Annotated in this window: 15 protein-coding genes; 10 read left to right on the top strand and 5 right to left on the bottom strand. The window is 69.2% G+C overall.

Translation table 11 applies throughout. The features are described from left to right. Nucleotides 1-251: 251 nt before the first annotated feature. Both tyrS and BM009_RS09340 read right to left on the bottom strand, forming a co-directional pair. Nucleotides 252-1481: a tyrosine--tRNA ligase gene (gene tyrS, locus BM009_RS09345; protein WP_093295869.1), complete on the bottom strand. Its 1230-nt coding sequence runs from the start codon at nt 1479-1481 to the stop codon at nt 252-254. A 49-nt stretch (nt 1482-1530) separates the two neighbouring features. Continuing rightward, complete coding sequence (locus BM009_RS09340; RefSeq protein ID WP_093295597.1) at nt 1531-2247, bottom strand: MgtC/SapB family protein; 717 nt, start codon at nt 2245-2247, stop codon at nt 1531-1533. 115 nt (nt 2248-2362) lie between these two features. On the opposite strand from BM009_RS09340, the gene BM009_RS09335 reads away from it, so the two are divergent. The 6 genes from BM009_RS09335 to BM009_RS09310 are packed head-to-tail and all read left to right on the top strand — an operon-like array spanning nt 2363 to nt 8632. After that, complete coding sequence (locus BM009_RS09335; RefSeq protein WP_093295596.1) at nt 2363-3151, top strand: hypothetical protein; 789 nt, start codon at nt 2363-2365, stop codon at nt 3149-3151. A gap of 31 nt (nt 3152-3182) precedes the next feature. Continuing rightward, the gene (locus tag BM009_RS09330; RefSeq protein ID WP_093295594.1) at nt 3183-3707 is read left to right on the top strand and encodes a DOMON-like domain-containing protein; all 525 of its coding nucleotides are present in this window, start codon (nt 3183-3185) and stop codon (nt 3705-3707) included. A gap of 1 nt (nt 3708) precedes the next feature. Then, entirely contained in the window at nt 3709-4905 is a 1197-nt protein-coding gene (locus BM009_RS09325) for an exo-beta-N-acetylmuramidase NamZ family protein (RefSeq protein ID WP_093295593.1), read from the top strand. An 11-nt stretch (nt 4906-4916) separates the two neighbouring features. Then, on the top strand, nt 4917-6110 hold the full coding sequence (locus BM009_RS09320; protein ID WP_093295867.1) for a hypothetical protein: 1194 nt from the start codon (nt 4917-4919) through the stop codon (nt 6108-6110). Nucleotides 6111-6146: 36 nt separating this feature from the next. Beyond that, nucleotides 6147-7211 carry a DUF2336 domain-containing protein gene (locus BM009_RS09315; protein WP_093295591.1) on the top strand — a complete coding sequence of 355 codons (1065 nt, stop codon included), beginning with the start codon at nt 6147-6149 and terminating at the stop codon, nt 7209-7211. After that, nucleotides 7208-8632, top strand: a complete 1425-nt coding sequence (locus tag BM009_RS09310) for a PAS domain-containing sensor histidine kinase (protein ID WP_093295590.1) — start codon at nt 7208-7210, stop codon at nt 8630-8632. Before BM009_RS09315 ends, BM009_RS09310 begins: the two co-directional genes overlap by 4 nt. 4 nt (nt 8633-8636) lie before the next feature. On the opposite strand, the gene BM009_RS09305 is transcribed toward BM009_RS09310, so the two are convergent. Further along, nucleotides 8637-8900, bottom strand: a complete 264-nt coding sequence (locus tag BM009_RS09305) for a hypothetical protein (RefSeq protein WP_093295588.1) — start codon at nt 8898-8900, stop codon at nt 8637-8639. Between the two features lie 419 nt (nt 8901-9319). Here BM009_RS09305 and BM009_RS09300 point away from each other — a divergent pair, with 419 nt between their 5' ends. Continuing rightward, complete coding sequence (locus BM009_RS09300; protein ID WP_093295587.1) at nt 9320-9694, top strand: hypothetical protein; 375 nt, start codon at nt 9320-9322, stop codon at nt 9692-9694. Nucleotides 9695-9719: 25 nt separating this feature from the next. Here BM009_RS09300 and BM009_RS09295 read toward each other — a convergent pair whose 3' ends face one another. Beyond that, nucleotides 9720-10046 (bottom strand): hypothetical protein, encoded by a 327-nt coding sequence (locus BM009_RS09295; RefSeq protein ID WP_093295585.1) that lies wholly within the window; start codon nt 10044-10046, stop codon nt 9720-9722. A 23-nt stretch (nt 10047-10069) separates the two neighbouring features. Further along, on the bottom strand, nt 10070-11761 hold the full coding sequence (locus BM009_RS09290) for a L,D-transpeptidase family protein (RefSeq protein ID WP_093295866.1): 1692 nt from the start codon (nt 11759-11761) through the stop codon (nt 10070-10072). 163 nt (nt 11762-11924) lie between these two features. Between BM009_RS09290 and BM009_RS09285 the strand changes: the two genes are divergently transcribed. From BM009_RS09285 to BM009_RS09275, 3 genes are all read left to right on the top strand, one after another. Beyond that, nucleotides 11925-13253 carry an MFS transporter gene (locus BM009_RS09285; RefSeq protein ID WP_093295584.1) on the top strand — a complete coding sequence of 443 codons (1329 nt, stop codon included), beginning with the start codon at nt 11925-11927 and terminating at the stop codon, nt 13251-13253. 90 nt (nt 13254-13343) lie between these two features. Further along, nucleotides 13344-14063, top strand: a complete 720-nt coding sequence (locus tag BM009_RS09280; RefSeq protein ID WP_093295582.1) for a GDSL-type esterase/lipase family protein — start codon at nt 13344-13346, stop codon at nt 14061-14063. Next, complete coding sequence (locus BM009_RS09275; RefSeq protein ID WP_093295581.1) at nt 14060-16012, top strand: glycoside hydrolase family 97 protein; 1953 nt, start codon at nt 14060-14062, stop codon at nt 16010-16012. The genes BM009_RS09280 and BM009_RS09275 overlap by 4 nt, the downstream gene beginning before the upstream one ends. Nucleotides 16013-16029: the final 17 nt, after the last annotated feature.

Here is a 16029-nt window from a genome sequence, read left to right as displayed (position 1 = left end):
TCACACACTGGAGGACCGCGGAAACGGTAACTTGGATCAGTGAACGAGTGACCAACGAGGGTGGTTAACCGGGCTGACGCCAGCTGCGATGGCAGCAGCTTGCCGAGCGCGCTCACTCCGTCATCCCGGCGGAAGCCGAGATCCATTGCGGTCTTCGTCGCCGTTCCTGCTGATAGCGAGGGGCGACTGGATCCCGGCTTTCGCCGGGATGACGCATGTGGAGAGGGCGGAAGCTCTTCCGAGCCGCTGGCTCAGCCCTGCGGCGTCAGCAGCCCGTGATGCTTCTTGCCGGCCGAGAGGCGCACCTCGCCCGAAACCGCGATCGTCGCCGCCTCGTCGTCGATCTTCTCGCCCTCGACACGCGCACCGCCGCCCTTGATCAGACGCCGTGCCTCGCCCTTCGACGCGCAGAAGCCCAGGCCGACCAGCGCATCGACCACGCTGATGCTGCCGCCGCTGACCGCCAGTGTCGGCAGCGCACCGCCCGCGGCGCCTTCCTCGAAGGTCTTGCGCGCGGTCTCGGCGGCTTCCTCGGCTGCGGCGCGGCCGCGGCACATGGCGGTGGCTTCGTTGGCGAGGATCTTCTTCGCCTCGTTGATCTCGGCGCCTTCCAGCGCTTCGAGCCGGGCGATCTCGTCGAGCGGCAGGTCGGTGAACAAGCGCAGGAAGCGGCCGACGTCGCGATCGTCGGTGTTCCGCCAGAACTGCCAGTAATCATAGTGCGGCAGCTGGTCCGGGTTGAGCCACACCGCGCCGGACATGGTCTTGCCCATCTTGCCGCCGTCCGCCGTGGTGATCAGCGGGGTGGTGACGCCGTAGACCTCGGTGCCGTCGACGCGGCGCGACAGCTCGATGCCGTTGACGATGTTGCCCCACTGGTCCGATCCGCCCATCTGCAGCCGGCAGCCCGCGCGGCGCGACAGCTCCAGGAAGTCATAGCCCTGGAGGATCATGTAGTTGAATTCGAGGAAGCTCAGCGACTGCTCGCGATCGAGCCGCAGCTTGACCGAGTCGAAGCTCAGCATCCGGTTGATCGAGAAATGCCGTCCGATGTCGCGCAGGAAGGGGATGTATTCGAGCTTGTCGAGCCAGTCGGCATTGTCGACCATCACCGCGTCGCTGGGGCCGTCGCCGAAGGTCAGGAAATTCTCGAACACGGTCTTGATCGAGGCGATGTTGCTGCTGATCGTGTCGAGAGTCAGCATCTTGCGGGCTTCGTCCTTGAAGCTCGGGTCGCCGATCTTGCCGGTGCCGCCGCCCATCAGCACGATCGGCTTGTGCCCCGCCTGCTGGAGGCGGCGGAGCAGCATGATCTGCACAAGGCTGCCGACATGGAGCGAGGGCGCGGTGGGATCGAAGCCGATATAGCCGGGCACGATCTGCTTGGCGGCGAGCGCGTCGAGGCCCTCGGCGTCGGTCACCTGGTGGATATACCCGCGCGAGGCGAGCAGGCGGAGCAGATCGGAGCTGTATTCGGTCATGGTGCGAGCGCGCATAGCCAAAGCGGGCCCCCGCGTCATCCCCGTGCGCTCAGTCCTGGGTCTGCAGCTCCCAGCTGGCGTGCTGCACGTCGTGGCGCTTGGAGAGATGCGCGATGATGCTGTCGAGCTCGGCATCCAGCGCGGCGGTGGAGACGAGGCGGGCGCGCAGCTCGATGCGGTCGTCGGGGCGTTCGATCGTCTCGATCTCGGCGACGGGATAGCGCATCAGCTCCAGGTGATCGGTAAGCAGGTCGCGCAGCCGGTCGACCTCGGCCGGCACGGTGGTGAGCGTGACGAAATACTGGGCCTCCACCTGGCCGCCGGCGAGCGGCACCCGGTTGATCGCGTTGACGATGGGCCGCAGCAGCGTGTTGCCGGCGATCACGAAGATCGCGAGCGTCGCCGCCTCGGCCGCCATGTCGCTGCCCGCGCAGGCGCCGACCGCCGCCGAGCACCACAAGGTCGCCGCGGTGTTGAGCCCGCGGACGTTCATCCCCTCCTTCATGATCACGCCCGCGCCGAGAAAGCCGATGCCGGAGACGACATAGGAGATCACCCGCACCGCCTCGAGATCGCCGGCGATGCGCTGCGCCAGATCGACGAACGCCGCCGAGCCGAGTGCCACCAGCGCATTGGTGCGCAGCCCCGCGGTGCGCTGGCGGAACTGCCGCTCCGCGCCGATCGCGGCGCCGAGGATCAGTGCCAGCACATAGCTGAGCAGCGTGTCGCAATAGGCGGCGAGGTGGAAGGTGTGGAGGAACTTCATGGCTGCCGCCTTAGGACGGTTTCGTTGCGCTACCGTGGCGCCAGGCGCACTGCGACAAGTGCGTTGCGGGCACGGCATGAAAGGCATAGCTTCGGCATATCGGGGGGTACGTTATATGATCACGTCTTTCCTGCTGCCGTTCCTCTTCCTCGGCGTGGCCGATTGCCATCCGGTGCCCGGTGCCGATCGCCTTTGGGCGCCCTCCACGCGATATGTCGTCGTCGGCGAAGTGCACGGGACCAACGAGACGCCGGACGCGCTTGCCAACCTTGCCTGCCTGGCAGCCGAGAGCGGGCGGCCGGTCACCGTCGCACTGGAATATGATGCGGACACCCAGCCCGTGATCGATGCCTGGCTGCAATCGGACGGTTCCGCGGCGGCCCGCAGGGCACTGCTCGCCATGCCCTTCTGGCATCGCGATTTTCAGGATGGCCGCAGCAGTGTCGCATTTCTGCGGCTGTTCGAACAATTGCGTCGGCTGAAGCAGGCTGGCCGGATCCAGGCTGTGGTCGCTTCGGACGCGGCCGATGTCGCCGGCGGCAAGAGCCGGGACGCCGGGATGGCGCAGGCGTGGCAGCATGCGGTGCCGGCGCCGAACGGTCTGGTGCTCGTGCTGGTGGGCAACCTGCATGCGATGCGCCAGAAGCGCGAAGGGTTCGACCTCGTGCCCGCTGCGTCCTTTTTGCCCCGCGACCAGACCGTGACGATCAACGCAGTCGGTGACGGCGGCGAGGTGTGGACCTGCCAGCAGGACGGGTGCGGGAAGCACGGCTCCGGCCCGACGCGAGGCGTTCCGGAAGGGATGGTTCCCGTGTCCGATCCCGCCGAGTCGTGGGATGTGCAGTACAACCTCGGCCGCCCGACCACCGCTTCCGTGCCCGCAGTTCCCAAGCGAGGCGGCTGACACCGGCGGTGTTCCCGCGCTAGGCTGGGCCATGGACGTTCTGTTGCTGCCCCACCCGACAACACCGCCGCGCTCGATCGTGTCCGTGGCCTGCACCCTGCGGCGCCTCGGTACCGCGCTGGATCTGCGCTACACGATCGCAGGTGCGCCGGGCGCGCTGCTGCTGCCTAGCCCTGCGCCGCCAGCGCAAACGGACGGGCTCTGGAAGACGACCTGCCTCGAACTCTTCGTGGCAGATGCGGACGGCGGCTATCGTGAGTTCAATTTCGCGCCGTCGCGGCAATGGGCGGCGTATGGCTTCAGCGCGCGCCGCGAAGGCATGGCGCCGCTCGCCCTGCCGGTGCCTCCGCCGATCCGATTGACGCAGCAGGGCGACACCACCGTCCTTTCCGTCCACCTGCCCGGCATCGGCACCGGCCCGCTCCGCCTCGGCATCACTGCGGTGATCGAGGAGACGGACGGCACCAAATCCTATTGGGCGTTGCGTCATGGCGGCGATGCGCCGGATTTCCACGATCCCGATTGCTTTGTCGCCCAACTGCCGCCAGCAGACTGACATGCTCTTCGGAATCGATCGCCTCCTCGCCGAACCCGACCTGCGCGCGGCCCTGCAGGGCAAGCGCGTGGCGCTGCTCGCCCATCCTGCCTCGGTCACCGCCGACCTCACCCACAGCCTCGACGCGCTGGTCGCGGCAGGGGTCAACATCTCGGCGGTGTTCGGCCCCCAGCACGGCGTCCGCGGCGACCTGCAGGACAATATGTTGGAGTCGCCGGACTTCACCGATCCGCGCTACGGCGTGCCGGTGTTCAGCCTGTACGGCGAGGTGCGCCGGCCCACCGACGCCTCGATGGACACGTTCGACGTGATGCTGGTCGACCTGCAGGATGTCGGCTGCCGGATCTACACCTTCGTGACGACCTTGCTCTACGTGCTCGAAGCCGCGGCGAAGCACGGCAAGGCGGTGTGGGTGCTCGATCGTCCCAATCCCGCCGGCCGCCCGGTCGAGGGGCTGACGCTGCTGCCGGGCTGGGAGAGCTTCGTCGGCGCCGGGCCGATGCCGATGCGCCACGGCATGACGCTGGGCGAGCTCGGGCACTGGTTCATCGCGCATTATGCGCTCGACGTGGAGTATCGCGTCGTGGCGATGCAGGGCTGGGAGCCCGAGGCGGCACCCGGCTTCGGCTGGCCGATGGAGCGTCCCTGGATCAATCCGAGCCCCAATGCCGCCAACGTCAACATGGCACGCGCCTATGCCGGCACGGTGATGCTGGAGGGCACGACGCTTTCCGAGGGCCGCGGCACCACGCGCCCGCTCGAACTGTTCGGCGCGCCGGACATCGATGCCCGCGCGGTGATTGCCGAGATGCAGCGCCTCGCGCCCGCATGGCTCGCCGGCTGCACCCTGCGCGACATGTGGTTCCAGCCGACCTTCCACAAGCATGTCGGCCAGCTCTGCGCGGGCGTGTTCCTCCATGCCGAGGGGCCGGCCTATGACCACCAGGCATTCCGCCCCTGGCGGGTCCAGGCGCTGGCGTTCAAGGCGATCCGCGCTCTGTATCCTGACTACGACTTGTGGCGCGACTTCCCGTACGAATATGTGTTCGACAAGCTGGCGATCGACGTGATCAACGGCGGACCGGGCCTGCGCGAATGGGTAGACGACGCGGGCGCCACCCCCGCCGATCTCGACGCGCTGACGCTGCCCGACGAAGCGGCCTGGATCGCGGCACGCCAGCCGCATCTGCTCTACTGATGGAGGGCATGATGGTGGCACCCGAACGCGCGCTCTGCGGCCTGATCTTCGCGGTAGAGGAGGCGCAGGATCGCCCCGGCACGCTGGTCGCCAGCCTGCCGTTCGGCGGGATGACGCTGCTCGAATATCAAATCCGCCTCCTCGCGGGCATCGGTGCCGAGCAGGTGCTGGTCGCGGTGGGCAAGGTGACCCCGCAGTTTCTCGGCGCGATCGAGCGGGCAGGGCGCGGACGGCTCAAGGTGGACATCGTCCGCTCGGCCGAGGAAGCCGCCGAGAAGGTGCTGCGCGACGCCGACGTGCTGGTGCTGGCCGACGGACTGGTCACCATCGATCCGGTGATGGAGCGGATGGCCGCCGAGCCGCACGCCGCGCTGCTGGTGACCGACGATTCCGAATCGCCGGCCGCGATCGAGCGGCTCGACATGCGGCACTGCTGGGCGGGCATCGCCCGGATCGAGACGCGGCATCTCGCCCATATCGCCAACATGCCGGAGGACTACGATTTCCAGTCGGCGCTGCTCCGCGTCGCGGCACAATCGGGCGCGCTGCAGGTGCCGCTGGCGCCGGGCTGGGCGCGCGCCGGCCATGCGGTGGAACGGAGCGGCGAGGGGCTGGCCGCGCGCAACGACGCGGTGCTGGTGGCGCTGAGCGACCGCCGCACGCTCTGGGCCGATCGCTGGGTGTTCAGCCGCGCCGCGCGGCTCGTGCTGCCGCAGATGATGGCGCGCAACATTCCCGATTGGGCGCCGCTGGCGCTCGGCGGGGTCGTGTCGGTCGCCGCCTTGCTCACCGTGCTGGCGGGCTGGGAAGGGATCGGCGCGCTGGTCGCGCTGCTCGCGACCCTCGCCTTTGCCACCGCCGCCTCGCACGCGGCGCTGCGCGGCGAGGAGCCCCGCGCACGCCAGATCGAAGTCGCGATCCTCGGCCTGTTCATGCTGCTGCTCGCGGCGGGCGGCTGGCGCGAGTTCCGCGCGATCGGCAATGCGACGCCGCTGCTGCTCGCGGCGGGCGGCGTGGGGCTGCAATTGCTCGCCGAACGCGTGCCGGTGCCGCGCCGACGCTGGTGGGCAAATGCCGCGGCGCAGATGCTCGTCTTCACCCCCTTCGCGCTGGTCGGCCATGCGACATTGGGGCTGGCGGCGGTGTCGGTCTATGCCTTCGCGACATTGACCGCGGCGATCGAAAGCCTGCGCGGCAAGTCTTAGCCTCCGATTAAGCTCGTGCCGCTATGTAGCTGATACATGGCGCAGGGCGCTCCCGAACCGCGTGGTGGCCCGGCCATCGACGCCCAGGATCTGCTGGCACGCGCAGCGGCAGCGGCGGCGCACGAACGCGCGCTCGGCGCGGCGACCGCGCGCGACCTGGCGATCCCCGAAAGCCTGCGGCTCGACGAGCGCACGCGCGCCGCGATGCGGATCGCGCTCGATCAGATCGTCGCCGCGATCGAGGCCAGCCTGCGCCGCGCGGTGGTGCCGGAGGGCTTTCCCGGCATCGGCCCGACGCTACCGCTGCTCCACGCCGCCGAACTGGCGGCAGATCCCGCGCTGGTGCACGAACTGCTCGCCCGCATACGGCTCGACCAGCTCGCGGCCGGCCTGCCACATCGCGCCGCCGACCATTCGGCACGACCGAGCCTGCTCAACCGCCTGGCCGAGCATCCGGCGCCCGAGCTGTCGGAGGCGGCGCGGGCGCTGCTGCTCGCCGAAAGCCGCGCGCGGAGTCCTGAAGCGGGACGTTGGCGGCTGCCGTTAACCTTGCACCGCCGGCTGCTTTGGTGGGTTGCATCCGCCATGCGCGAGCAAGCAGGAACTCTGGCGGGCGTGGCACTGGACGAAGCGCTGTGCGCTGCCGTCGCCGCCGAATGCGCGCTGGCCGAGCGCTGCGCCGAGGAGGAGGTGGAAGCGGTGGCGCTGCGCCTCGCCGCCGCGATCGCGCCCGAGCCGCGCGAACACGCCCGGGTGTTGCTGGAGGCGCTGCGCGATCGCCATCTGCCGCTGTTCCTGGCGCTGCTTGCGCGGGCAGGCGACATCGCCTTCGCCGATGCCCGTGCGCTGCTGCTCGATCCCGGTGCCGAGCGGCTGTTGCTGGTGCTGCACGCGCTCGACGTCCCGAGGGAAGCCATCGCCGAACTCTGCTTCCTGCTCAGCGACGCCGATCCCCGCCGCGACCTTGCCGCACTGGCGGATACGGTCGACATGCTGGCGGCGATCGAGATCGCCAAGGCGCGCGACCTGCTCGCCGAACTGCGGCTTCCCGCCGGTTATCGCGAGGCCCGTGCCGCGCTGCGCGGGATACGCGCGCGGTGATCGCGATCCCCTCGCTCGATCCCGTGGTGCCGCTTGCGGTGGCGCGGCTGGATGCCAGCGGGCGACTGATCGACGCCGAACCCCGGCTGCGCGCGCTCAACGATCGCGCCGGCGGCGGGATCGGCGAACCGCTGGCCTTGCCGGGCGTGGCCGCGATCGCGCAGCTCGCCCATCGGCTGGGCATCTCCATCTCGCGCAGCGTCGTCGCGGCGGATGGCGAGGAGGAGATCGACCTGTGGGTGCGCGCCGGCCCCGATCGCGGGGGCGTGCGGCTGGAGGTCAGCGGCTGGCGCGCGCGCCCGGCTTGGCGTCCAGCAGGCGATCCCGCGCGCGACGGCGACTTCCTCCGCGCCGCCGGCGACTGGCTATGGGAAACCGACAGCGCACTGCGGCTGACCTTCCTCTCGCCCGAGGCGGGCCAGCGCCACGGCTTCGACATTCGCGACATGCTCGGCCAGCCGCTGACGCGTCTTTTCGCGCTGGCGCAGGACGATGCCGGGCAATTGCCGATCCTCTCCGCAGTATCGGCCCAGGCGCGGTTCGACGGCCAGCGCGCCGAGGTGCGCGGGACCGGACGGATGGTACGGCTCGCCGCGACGCCGCGACACGACCCGCTCGGCCGCTTCGCCGGGTTCATCGGCGCGGCGCGGATGCTGGACGGGGAGGGCGCCGACTCGCCGCGGCCTGCGCCGCCGGTCACCGGGAGCGGGTTCCCGCGCGCCTTCGGCAAGCGGCTGGAACGCGCGTTGCGGGGGCCGCTCGCGCGGATCATCGCCAATGCCGATGCGATCGGCGCGCAGGGCGAGGGGCCGATCCGCGGCGATTATGCCGGTTATGCGGGGGATATCGCCAGCGCCGGGCGACACCTGCTCGCGCTGGTCGAGGATCTGGTCGACCTCCAGGCGATCGAGCGGGAAGATTTCGCGACAACGCGGTCGACGATCGACCTGGCCGATGTCGCCCGGCGCGCGGCGGGGCTGCTGGCGATGCGCGCGGGCGAGGCGGGGGTCCGCATCGATCGGCCCGGGCCCGATATGGAGCTGCGGGTGCGCGGCGAGTTCCGCCGGGCGCTGCAGGTGCTGGTCAACCTGATCGGCAATGCGCTGCGCTACAGCCCGCGCGGTGCGGCGGTGTGGATCCGGCTCGAAAGCGAAGGCGGGATGGGCTGCGTGATCGTCGCGGACCAGGGCAAGGGCATCGCGCTCGACGACCAGGCGCGCATCTTCGAGAAGTTCGCCCGGGTCGATCCGGCCGAGCCGGGCGGCAGCGGGCTGGGGCTCTACATCGCGCGGCGGCTTGCGCGGGCGATGGGCGGCGACCTGATCGTCGACAGCGCGCCCGGCATGGGCGCGCGCTTCGTGCTGATGCTGCCGCTGGTCGAGGATCCGGAGCGCCCGCCTCCTCCTGCGGGCGCTCCTTGAGCCGTCAGCGGCGACGGCAGACTTCGGTGCGGCGGCCGTGGTGCCATTCGTTCCAGCAGACGGTGCGGCTGCGATAGCCATAGCCGCCGCGGTCCCAGCCATGATGGCGGCCGCGATCCCACCCGCGATGGCGATCACCGCGGTCGTGGCGATCCCAGCGGCGCTCGTGATGGTCGCGGTAGCGCCAATCCTGTGCCTGGGCGGCGGTGGCGCCCACCAGACCGGTGGCGACGAAGCCGGCAGCGGCGATCCATTGAACCAGTTTCATCCGTGTGTCCTTTCTCGTTTCGATGGCAAAGGACTAGGCGATTCGAAGCGTCCGCAGCCTGAACCGGTTCGTAGGCGCAGGTTCATCTCCGCATCATGCCCGGGGACCCGCTGCGCTGCGGCAAAACGGCAACAGCCGCGTGATTGTGTTAATTGTAGTACTGTGTAGTACGATTTTAGCTTGACGTTACGGCGCACGGGCGTAGACGGATGCGCATACCGAAACGACCCACCTGCATTTGACAGCGTGGGTTCAGGGAGCCGGGATATACCGGTAGTTCTCGCGGCGGAACGATGGGGGCGTCCCCGGCAGTTTCGCAGCGGGGTCAAGGTGGAACCGATTTTTGCGGAACGGCCGGCGATGCCTCACGGCGTCGCCACGGGGAGGCCTGCATCCGCTGCGTGTAGGGAGTGCAGGCAATGGCGTACCTCGATCTTTCCGGCTTCGACCGTCAGCCCGGCACGACGCAGGCAGTTGCGGCGCTGACGCCGCTGGAATGGCAGGTGGTCGCCATTGCCCAGCGCGATCGGCTGTCCTCGCTCCAGGCGCCGAGCCGCTGGGCACGTTTCCTGGCGATCTTCTTCGGCGGCGATCGCGCGAGCCCGCGCCTGGCCGACTCGAAGCTGGAGGCGCTGCGCCGCATCGCCGTGCTCGCCTGGCACAAGGGCTATGCGCTGCCGAAGCAGGAAATCGCCGCCTTCCATGCCTCGGGCTATTCGCTCGAGCATCTCGAGCTGCTGCTGGCCCGGGTGAGCCAGGGCCGTTCCGCGCTCAACGAGGGGCGCGCCCGCTAAGCGCGGGACGCGCCGTCTTCCCCGCTTACTGCTGCTTCTTTTCCTGGTTCTCGCTGTCGGCGTTGCGATCGATGCGCGACGTCATGCCGGTGGCGGCTGCGTCCGACTCGGTCTGCTCGCGGTCGCTGAACGGCTTGGGCTTCTCGGTCGGCGTCGCTTCGGGAACCGGCGCGGCGTTGACCGGCTCGGCCGCCGCGGGCTCCTGGGTCGAGACGTTCACGTCGGCCGGGGTTTCCGGCACGGTGATCTCGGTGACGTTGGCGTCGGGCGCGCTCGGAGCCTCGTCCTTGCTCCCGCAAGCGGCGAGGGTGAGGCCGGCGCCGGCCAGGATCGCGAAAGTGCGCAGCTTCATGGGTATTTCCTTGGCGTTCAGGTTCAGGAGGCGGTGGCGACGCTGACGGCCGCACGCGATTCGATCTTCTCGGCGAGCAGCTTGTCCCAGTTATAGGGATCGTCGCGGAAGTTCATCGTGCCGTCGCCGCTCGCAAACGCGGTCCAGTAGAGCAGATAGACCGCGACCTGGTCGGCATCGGCAAGGCGGACGCGGACGGTCTTGGTGCCTTCCAGCTGCGCGGCGATCGCCTCGGGCTGCCATTCCGGATCGTTCTTGAGCAGCAGCTCGGCGAGCGGACCGGGCTTCTCCAGCCGGACGCAGCCATGGCTGTCCAGCCGGCTATAGCTGTTGAAGCCCGACTGGACCGGGGTGTCGTGCAGATACACGGCATAGGGATTGTCGAAGTCGAACTTGTAGCGGCCGAGCGCACTGCGCGGACCCGATTCCTGCTGCAGGCGGCGATCCGGCCCGGTGCCGATCACGCGATAGCCATGCGCCTTCAGATAGGCCTCGCCCTTCGGCCACAGCTCCTTCGCCGCGATGCCGCTCGGCACGTTCCACGGCGGGTTTAGCACGATCGAGTGGATGCGCGACTGGAGCATCGGCGTTTCGTTGCCCGGGCGGCCGGTGACCGCCTTCATCGAGGCGATTGGGCTGTCGCCCTCGAACACGGTCATCACCGCCGCGGCGATGTTCACCTGGATGCGCTTGGCCGGGAGCGTCTGCGGCAGCCAGCGCCAGCGCTCCATGTTCGCCATGATCTGGCGGACGCGTGCCTCGACCGGCACGTTGAGCGCGGCGAGCGTGCCGGTGGAGACGACGCCGGTCGGGCGCAGGCCGTAGCGGCGCTGGGCGCGGAGCACGGCCTCCTGCAGATCCTGGTCGAACACGTCGCCGCTGGCCGAGACCTGCTTGTCCTCGACCGCGAGCCGCTTGCGCAGCGCCTTCACCCGCGCGCCGCTGGCGCCCTTGGCGAGATCCGGCCCCGGCGCGAGCTTGGGCCAGCCGCCCGAGGTGAGGATCCCGCGATAGGCGACCAGGCCCTTCTCCAGCCCGTCATAGCCCGCATAGGGCGGGGGCAGCGAGCGGATCCAGGCGGCGAGGCGGTCGCGCTTCACCGCATCGGCGAAGCCGGGGGCGGGGTCGAACGGGGCGGGGCGCAGGCCCCAGTCGTTGATGAAGTCGCTGGAATCGAGTCGGCCGGAATGGACGGCGCGGGCATAATCGAGCGCGGCGCGCGCCATGCCGTCGCTGTCATTGGGCAGGGTAACCGTGCTGGTCATGCGGCGCAGGCCCTGCGACAGGCCGGCATCGGTGAGCAATTGGCGGAGTTCCGCGATCTGCTTGCCGCTCAGCGTCGGCAGCGGGGTGGCCGCGACCAGCGGCGCGGGGGCGAGCGGCGTCGGCTGCACCTGGGGCGGCGCGAGCGTCGGGCGGGGCGTCTGCACCGCCGGGGTCTGGCCCTGCGGTGCGCGCGGGGTCTGCGACTGCGGGGTGCGCGGGGCGGCGGTTGCTGCCGGTCGCGGCGTCTGCGTTCGCGCGGGCGCCTGGGTCTGCACCTGGCTTGCGGGGGTTGCCGTCGGCTGCGTGACGGGAGTCGGGCTGGGCTTGGGCTTCGGAATCAGCCGGAACTGGGCCATCGCAGGGGAGGCGATCGCGCTCGCCAGCGCCACTATTGCCACCCCCTTCGTCAGCACCAACTTCGTCCCCACCGGCTTCTTCACTTCGTCCACGCGCAATACTCCACTCGCCGCGTCGTTGATCAACGCATCGGCCTATAGGCGATGCCCGCAGGAACATGCGAGAAGGAAAACCCATCCCCCGCTCAGCTTGACTTTTGCCAACGTTGTCGGGAAGCGTCGCGCCCACACGCCACCAGGGCAGGAGAGGGATCGCTTGGCCACCGCACGTTCGACGCACACCACGCTGGCATTCGCCGCGGTAACAACGCTGTTCTTCGCCTGGGGGTTCATCACCTCGCTGGTCGACCCGCTCGTCGCGGCGGTGAAGGGCATCTTCACGCTCACCAATTTGCAGGCGCAGGCGAGCGCGTTCGCCTTCTTCTTCGCCTATTTCGTGGTGTCGCTGCCGGCGGCCGCGCTGGTCTCGCGCCTCAAGGCGGTGCCGTCGATCCTGCTCGCGCTCTGCACCATGGCGGTCGCCTGCCTGATCATGCTGACGGCGGCCAACCTCGCCAATTACTGGCTGGTGCTGCTCGGCCTGTTCGTGCTGGCGAGCGGCATCACGGTACTGCAGGTCGCCGCCAATCCGCTGGCGGCGGCGCTCGGCGATCCGCAGCGCAGCCATTTCCGGCTGGTGCTGAGCCAGACCTTCAATTCCTTTGGCACCTTCCTCGGCCCGCTGCTCGGCGCGCATCTGTTCCTCAAGGGCGTCGAGGTGAAGTCGGGCGCGGTCGTCGATCCGGCGGTCCGTGCCGAGGCGCTGGCGGGCATCGATACCGCCTATCTGTGGATCTGCGGGCTGATCCTCGCGCTCGCCGTGTTCTTCTTCCTCAGCCGCCGCGTCGTGCGGGACGCTGCACCGGCGCAGAACACGACCTCGGGGCTGTTCGACGCCTTTTCCTCGCGCTGGGCGTTGTTCGGTGCGCTCGGCATCTTCCTCTATGTCGGTGCCGAAGTGTCGATCGGCACCCAGATGGCGCTGTTCCTCAACGACAACAGCATCTGGGGCCAGTCCGACGCGCCGTTCGGGGTACCGATCCTCGGCACGCTGATGGGCAGCGACGGCGTCCACGGCGTGTCGCTCCAGGAGGCCGGCAAGGCCGTCGCCTTCTACTGGGGCGGCGCGATGGTCGGCCGTGCGCTCGGCTCGCTGCTGCTCACCCGCGTCCGCGCCGACAAGCTGCTCGCGCTGTTCACCGTGATCGCGGCGGCGATGTGCCTCTATGTCGTCACCGTCGGCGGCGTCACCGCGGGCTTCGTCGCGCTGTCGATCGGCCTGTTCAACTCGATCATGTTCCCGGTGATCTTCACGCTGACGCTCGAGCGTTCGGGCGCCAGCGAGGAGGCCACCTCGGGCCTGCTGTGCACCGCGATCGTCGGCGGCGCGCTGCTGCCGCTGCTCGTTGGCAAGGTGGCGGATCTGCACGGCTATGCCTTCGCGCTGGTCGTGCCGGCGCTCTGCTACGTGGTGCTGTGCGGCTTCGCGATCGCCGCGGGCCGCGCCAAACCGGTGCGCGCGGGCGGCGGCGCTTCGCTGCACTGATCGAAAGGGGCCGGGCGGGGGTTTGACGCTCCGAGAACGTTGCGCCACGCTCGGCCCTCAACGACAAAGACTTACTCCAGGAGAATCGGGATGTCCCTCCGCCGCCGTTCGCTGCTCGCCGGCGCACTTGCGCTGCCCTTCGTCGCCCGCGCGCAGACGCAGGAGACCTATCAGCAGCGCAAGGAGCGCCTGCTGCACGAGGACTTTCCCGAACTCAGCCGCTACGCCGCCGACAATGCCCGCATCCTCGCGAGCGGCGAGAAAGTGAACATGGTCTTCATGGGCGATTCGATCACCGAGGGCTGGAAGGGCAAGCGCCCGGGCTTCTTCACTACGGGCCGCGTCTGCCGCGGCATCAGCGGCCAGACCACGCCGCAGATGGTGCTGCGGATGATGGCGGACGTCGTCCACCTCAAGCCGCGCTTCGTCCACATCATGGCGGGCACCAACGACATCGCCGGCAATACCGGGCCGATGACGCGCGCGCAGAGCTATGACAATTTCCGCATGATGACCCAGATCGCCAAGGCGAACGGCATCGGCGTGATCCTCGCCTCGGTGCCGCCCTCAGACCATTTCCCGTGGCGCGAAGGGCTCGACGTGCTCGGCCCGATCCGCGAGATGAACGCCTGGCTGCGGGACTATGCCAAGGCCGAGCGGCTGACCTGGGTCGACTATACCCCCGTGCTGGGCGACGCGAAGGGCGCGATGAAGCCGGGCCTCGCCTCGGACGGCGTCCATCCCACCGAGGCCGGCTATGACGCGATGGCGACGGTGATCGAGCCGATCCTGAAAGCCCGCCACGCGTGAAGCACCTGCTCGGCACGGCGGCGCTGCTGATCGCGGCTCCGGCCGCCGGGCAGACGCTGGAGGTGGCATCCCCAGACGGCGCCAACCGAATGGTGGTCGCGCTCGATCGGCAGGGCGTGCCCAACTACACGGTGCAGCGGCGCGGTGAGCTGATCCTCGCTCCCGCGCCGATCGCGCTCGATTTGGATCGCGACATGCTCGGCTGGGGCATGGCCGTCACCGGCAGCGAGGCGAGCAGTGCCGACAGCCGCTACAAGATCGTCCTCGGCAAGGCGGCCGAGGGGCGCGACCAGTATAACCAGCGCATCGTCCACCTGCAGGAGCGCGGCGGGGCCAAAAGGCGGATGGACATCATCCTGCGCGCCTATGACGACGGCATCGCCTTCCGCATGCTGGTGCCGGTCCAGCCCGCGACTGCGGCGGCAGTGGTGCGCTACGAGCGTACCGGATTCTACTTTCCGCAGCCCTGGAAATGCTGGGGCTTCAATGTCGGCCGGTTCGGGTCGAGCCATGAAGGCGAGTTCGATCCCGTCGACACCACCAGGCTGCGCGACCACAACCTCTTCGACGTGCCCTTCGGCTGCGAGACGGGGAAGGGTGCCTTCGCGATCGCCGAGGCCGACCTGATCGACTTCGCCGCGATGTACCTCACCGGCCGCGGCAATGGCGGACCGGGGCTGCAGGTGAAGCTGTCGCCCTCGCTCGACGACCCGCGCATCGCGGTGCACACCCGCATCGGTAGCCCGATCGTCACGCCGTGGCGGGTGGTGATGCTCGCCGACAAGCTCGGCGCGCTGCAGGAATCGACGCTGCTCACCAGCCTCTCCACCCCGAGCCGGATCGAGGACAGCAGCTGGATCCAGCCGGGCCTCACCAGTTGGGACTGGTGGAGCGGTCCCTCCATCGCCAAGCTCCCCGGCCAGCGCACGACCACGGCGGTGGCCAAGGCGTTCATCGACTTCGCCGCGGCCAACGGCATGCCGTACACGATGATCGACGAGGGCTGGTATGCCGGCGCCGGCGGCGGCGGGGTGCGGCGGCCGGGCGTCGACATCACCAAATGGTCGGATGCGATCAATCTGCAGGAAGTTGCAGACTATGCCCGCGCCAAGAAGGTGCGGCTGTGGCTCTGGGCGCATTGGCAGGCGCTCGACGAGCAGATGGAAGACGCGCTTTCGCTCTACGAGAAGCTGGGCGTCGCCGGCATCAAGATCGACTTCATGGAACGCGACGACCAGTGGATGGTCAACTGGTACCAGAAGCTGCTGGGGGCGGCGGCGCGGCACCATCTGATGGTCGACCTGCACGGTGCCTTCGCGCCGCGCGGCCTCACCCGCACCTGGCCCAATTTCGTCACCCAGGAAGGCGTGATGGGTGCCGAGTACAACAAGTGGAGCAGCCGCGCGACCGCGGGCAACGACGTGATGCTCGCTTATACCCGCGGGCTGCTGGGGCCGATGGACTATACCCCCGGCGGCTTCCGCAACGTCGCACCGGCCGATTTTCGGATGCGCGGCGACCTGCCGATGGTGCAGTCGACGCGGGCGCATGGGCTGGCGATGTACGTCGTCTATCTCTCGCCCCTGCAGGCGGTGGCCGACAGCCCCGATACCTATGCGGCGAGCCCTGCAGGCTTCGACTTCATCCGTCAGGTGCCGACCAGCTGGGACGAGACGCGCTTCCTCGCCGGGGAGACGGGCGCGTACATCGTGCTGGCCCGCCGCAAGGGGAAGACCTGGTATCTCGGCGCGATGAACGACGAGAAGGCGCGGACGATCTCCGTGCCGCTCGATTTTCTGGGAGCGCGCGGGGCCGAAGCGCGGATCTGGAGCGACGGGGCGGCGCCGGATGCGGTGCAGGTGGAGGCGAAACGCCTTTCGCGGGATACGCCGCTGACGCTCAACCTTGCCTCTACCGGCGGGGCGGTGGCGGTGATTCAGGAGCGCTGATTTCGGCGGCGCCTGCC

Origin of the sequence: Sphingomonas sp. NFR04 (assembly GCF_900114095.1) — a bacterium.
Lineage (GTDB): Bacteria > Pseudomonadota > Alphaproteobacteria > Sphingomonadales > Sphingomonadaceae > Sphingomonas.
This window is presented reverse-complemented; position numbering and strand designations above follow the sequence as displayed.

Excerpts from the sequence above, each read along its gene's own strand:
- tyrS (WP_093295869.1), bottom strand. The coding sequence starts at position 1,481 with ATGACCGAATACAGCTCCGATCTGCTCCGCCTGCTCGCCTCGCGCGGG.
- BM009_RS09340 (WP_093295597.1), bottom strand. The coding sequence starts at position 2,247 with ATGAAGTTCCTCCACACCTTCCACCTCGCCGCCTATTGCGACACGCTG.
- BM009_RS09335 (WP_093295596.1), top strand. The coding sequence starts at position 2,363 with ATGATCACGTCTTTCCTGCTGCCGTTCCTCTTCCTCGGCGTGGCCGAT.
- BM009_RS09330 (WP_093295594.1), top strand. The coding sequence starts at position 3,183 with ATGGACGTTCTGTTGCTGCCCCACCCGACAACACCGCCGCGCTCGATC.
- BM009_RS09325 (WP_093295593.1), top strand. The coding sequence starts at position 3,709 with ATGCTCTTCGGAATCGATCGCCTCCTCGCCGAACCCGACCTGCGCGCG.
- BM009_RS09320 (WP_093295867.1), top strand. The coding sequence starts at position 4,917 with ATGGTGGCACCCGAACGCGCGCTCTGCGGCCTGATCTTCGCGGTAGAG.
- BM009_RS09315 (WP_093295591.1), top strand. The coding sequence starts at position 6,147 with ATGGCGCAGGGCGCTCCCGAACCGCGTGGTGGCCCGGCCATCGACGCC.
- BM009_RS09305 (WP_093295588.1), bottom strand. The coding sequence starts at position 8,900 with ATGAAACTGGTTCAATGGATCGCCGCTGCCGGCTTCGTCGCCACCGGT.
- BM009_RS09300 (WP_093295587.1), top strand. The coding sequence starts at position 9,320 with ATGGCGTACCTCGATCTTTCCGGCTTCGACCGTCAGCCCGGCACGACG.
- BM009_RS09295 (WP_093295585.1), bottom strand. The coding sequence starts at position 10,046 with ATGAAGCTGCGCACTTTCGCGATCCTGGCCGGCGCCGGCCTCACCCTC.
- BM009_RS09280 (WP_093295582.1), top strand. The coding sequence starts at position 13,344 with ATGTCCCTCCGCCGCCGTTCGCTGCTCGCCGGCGCACTTGCGCTGCCC.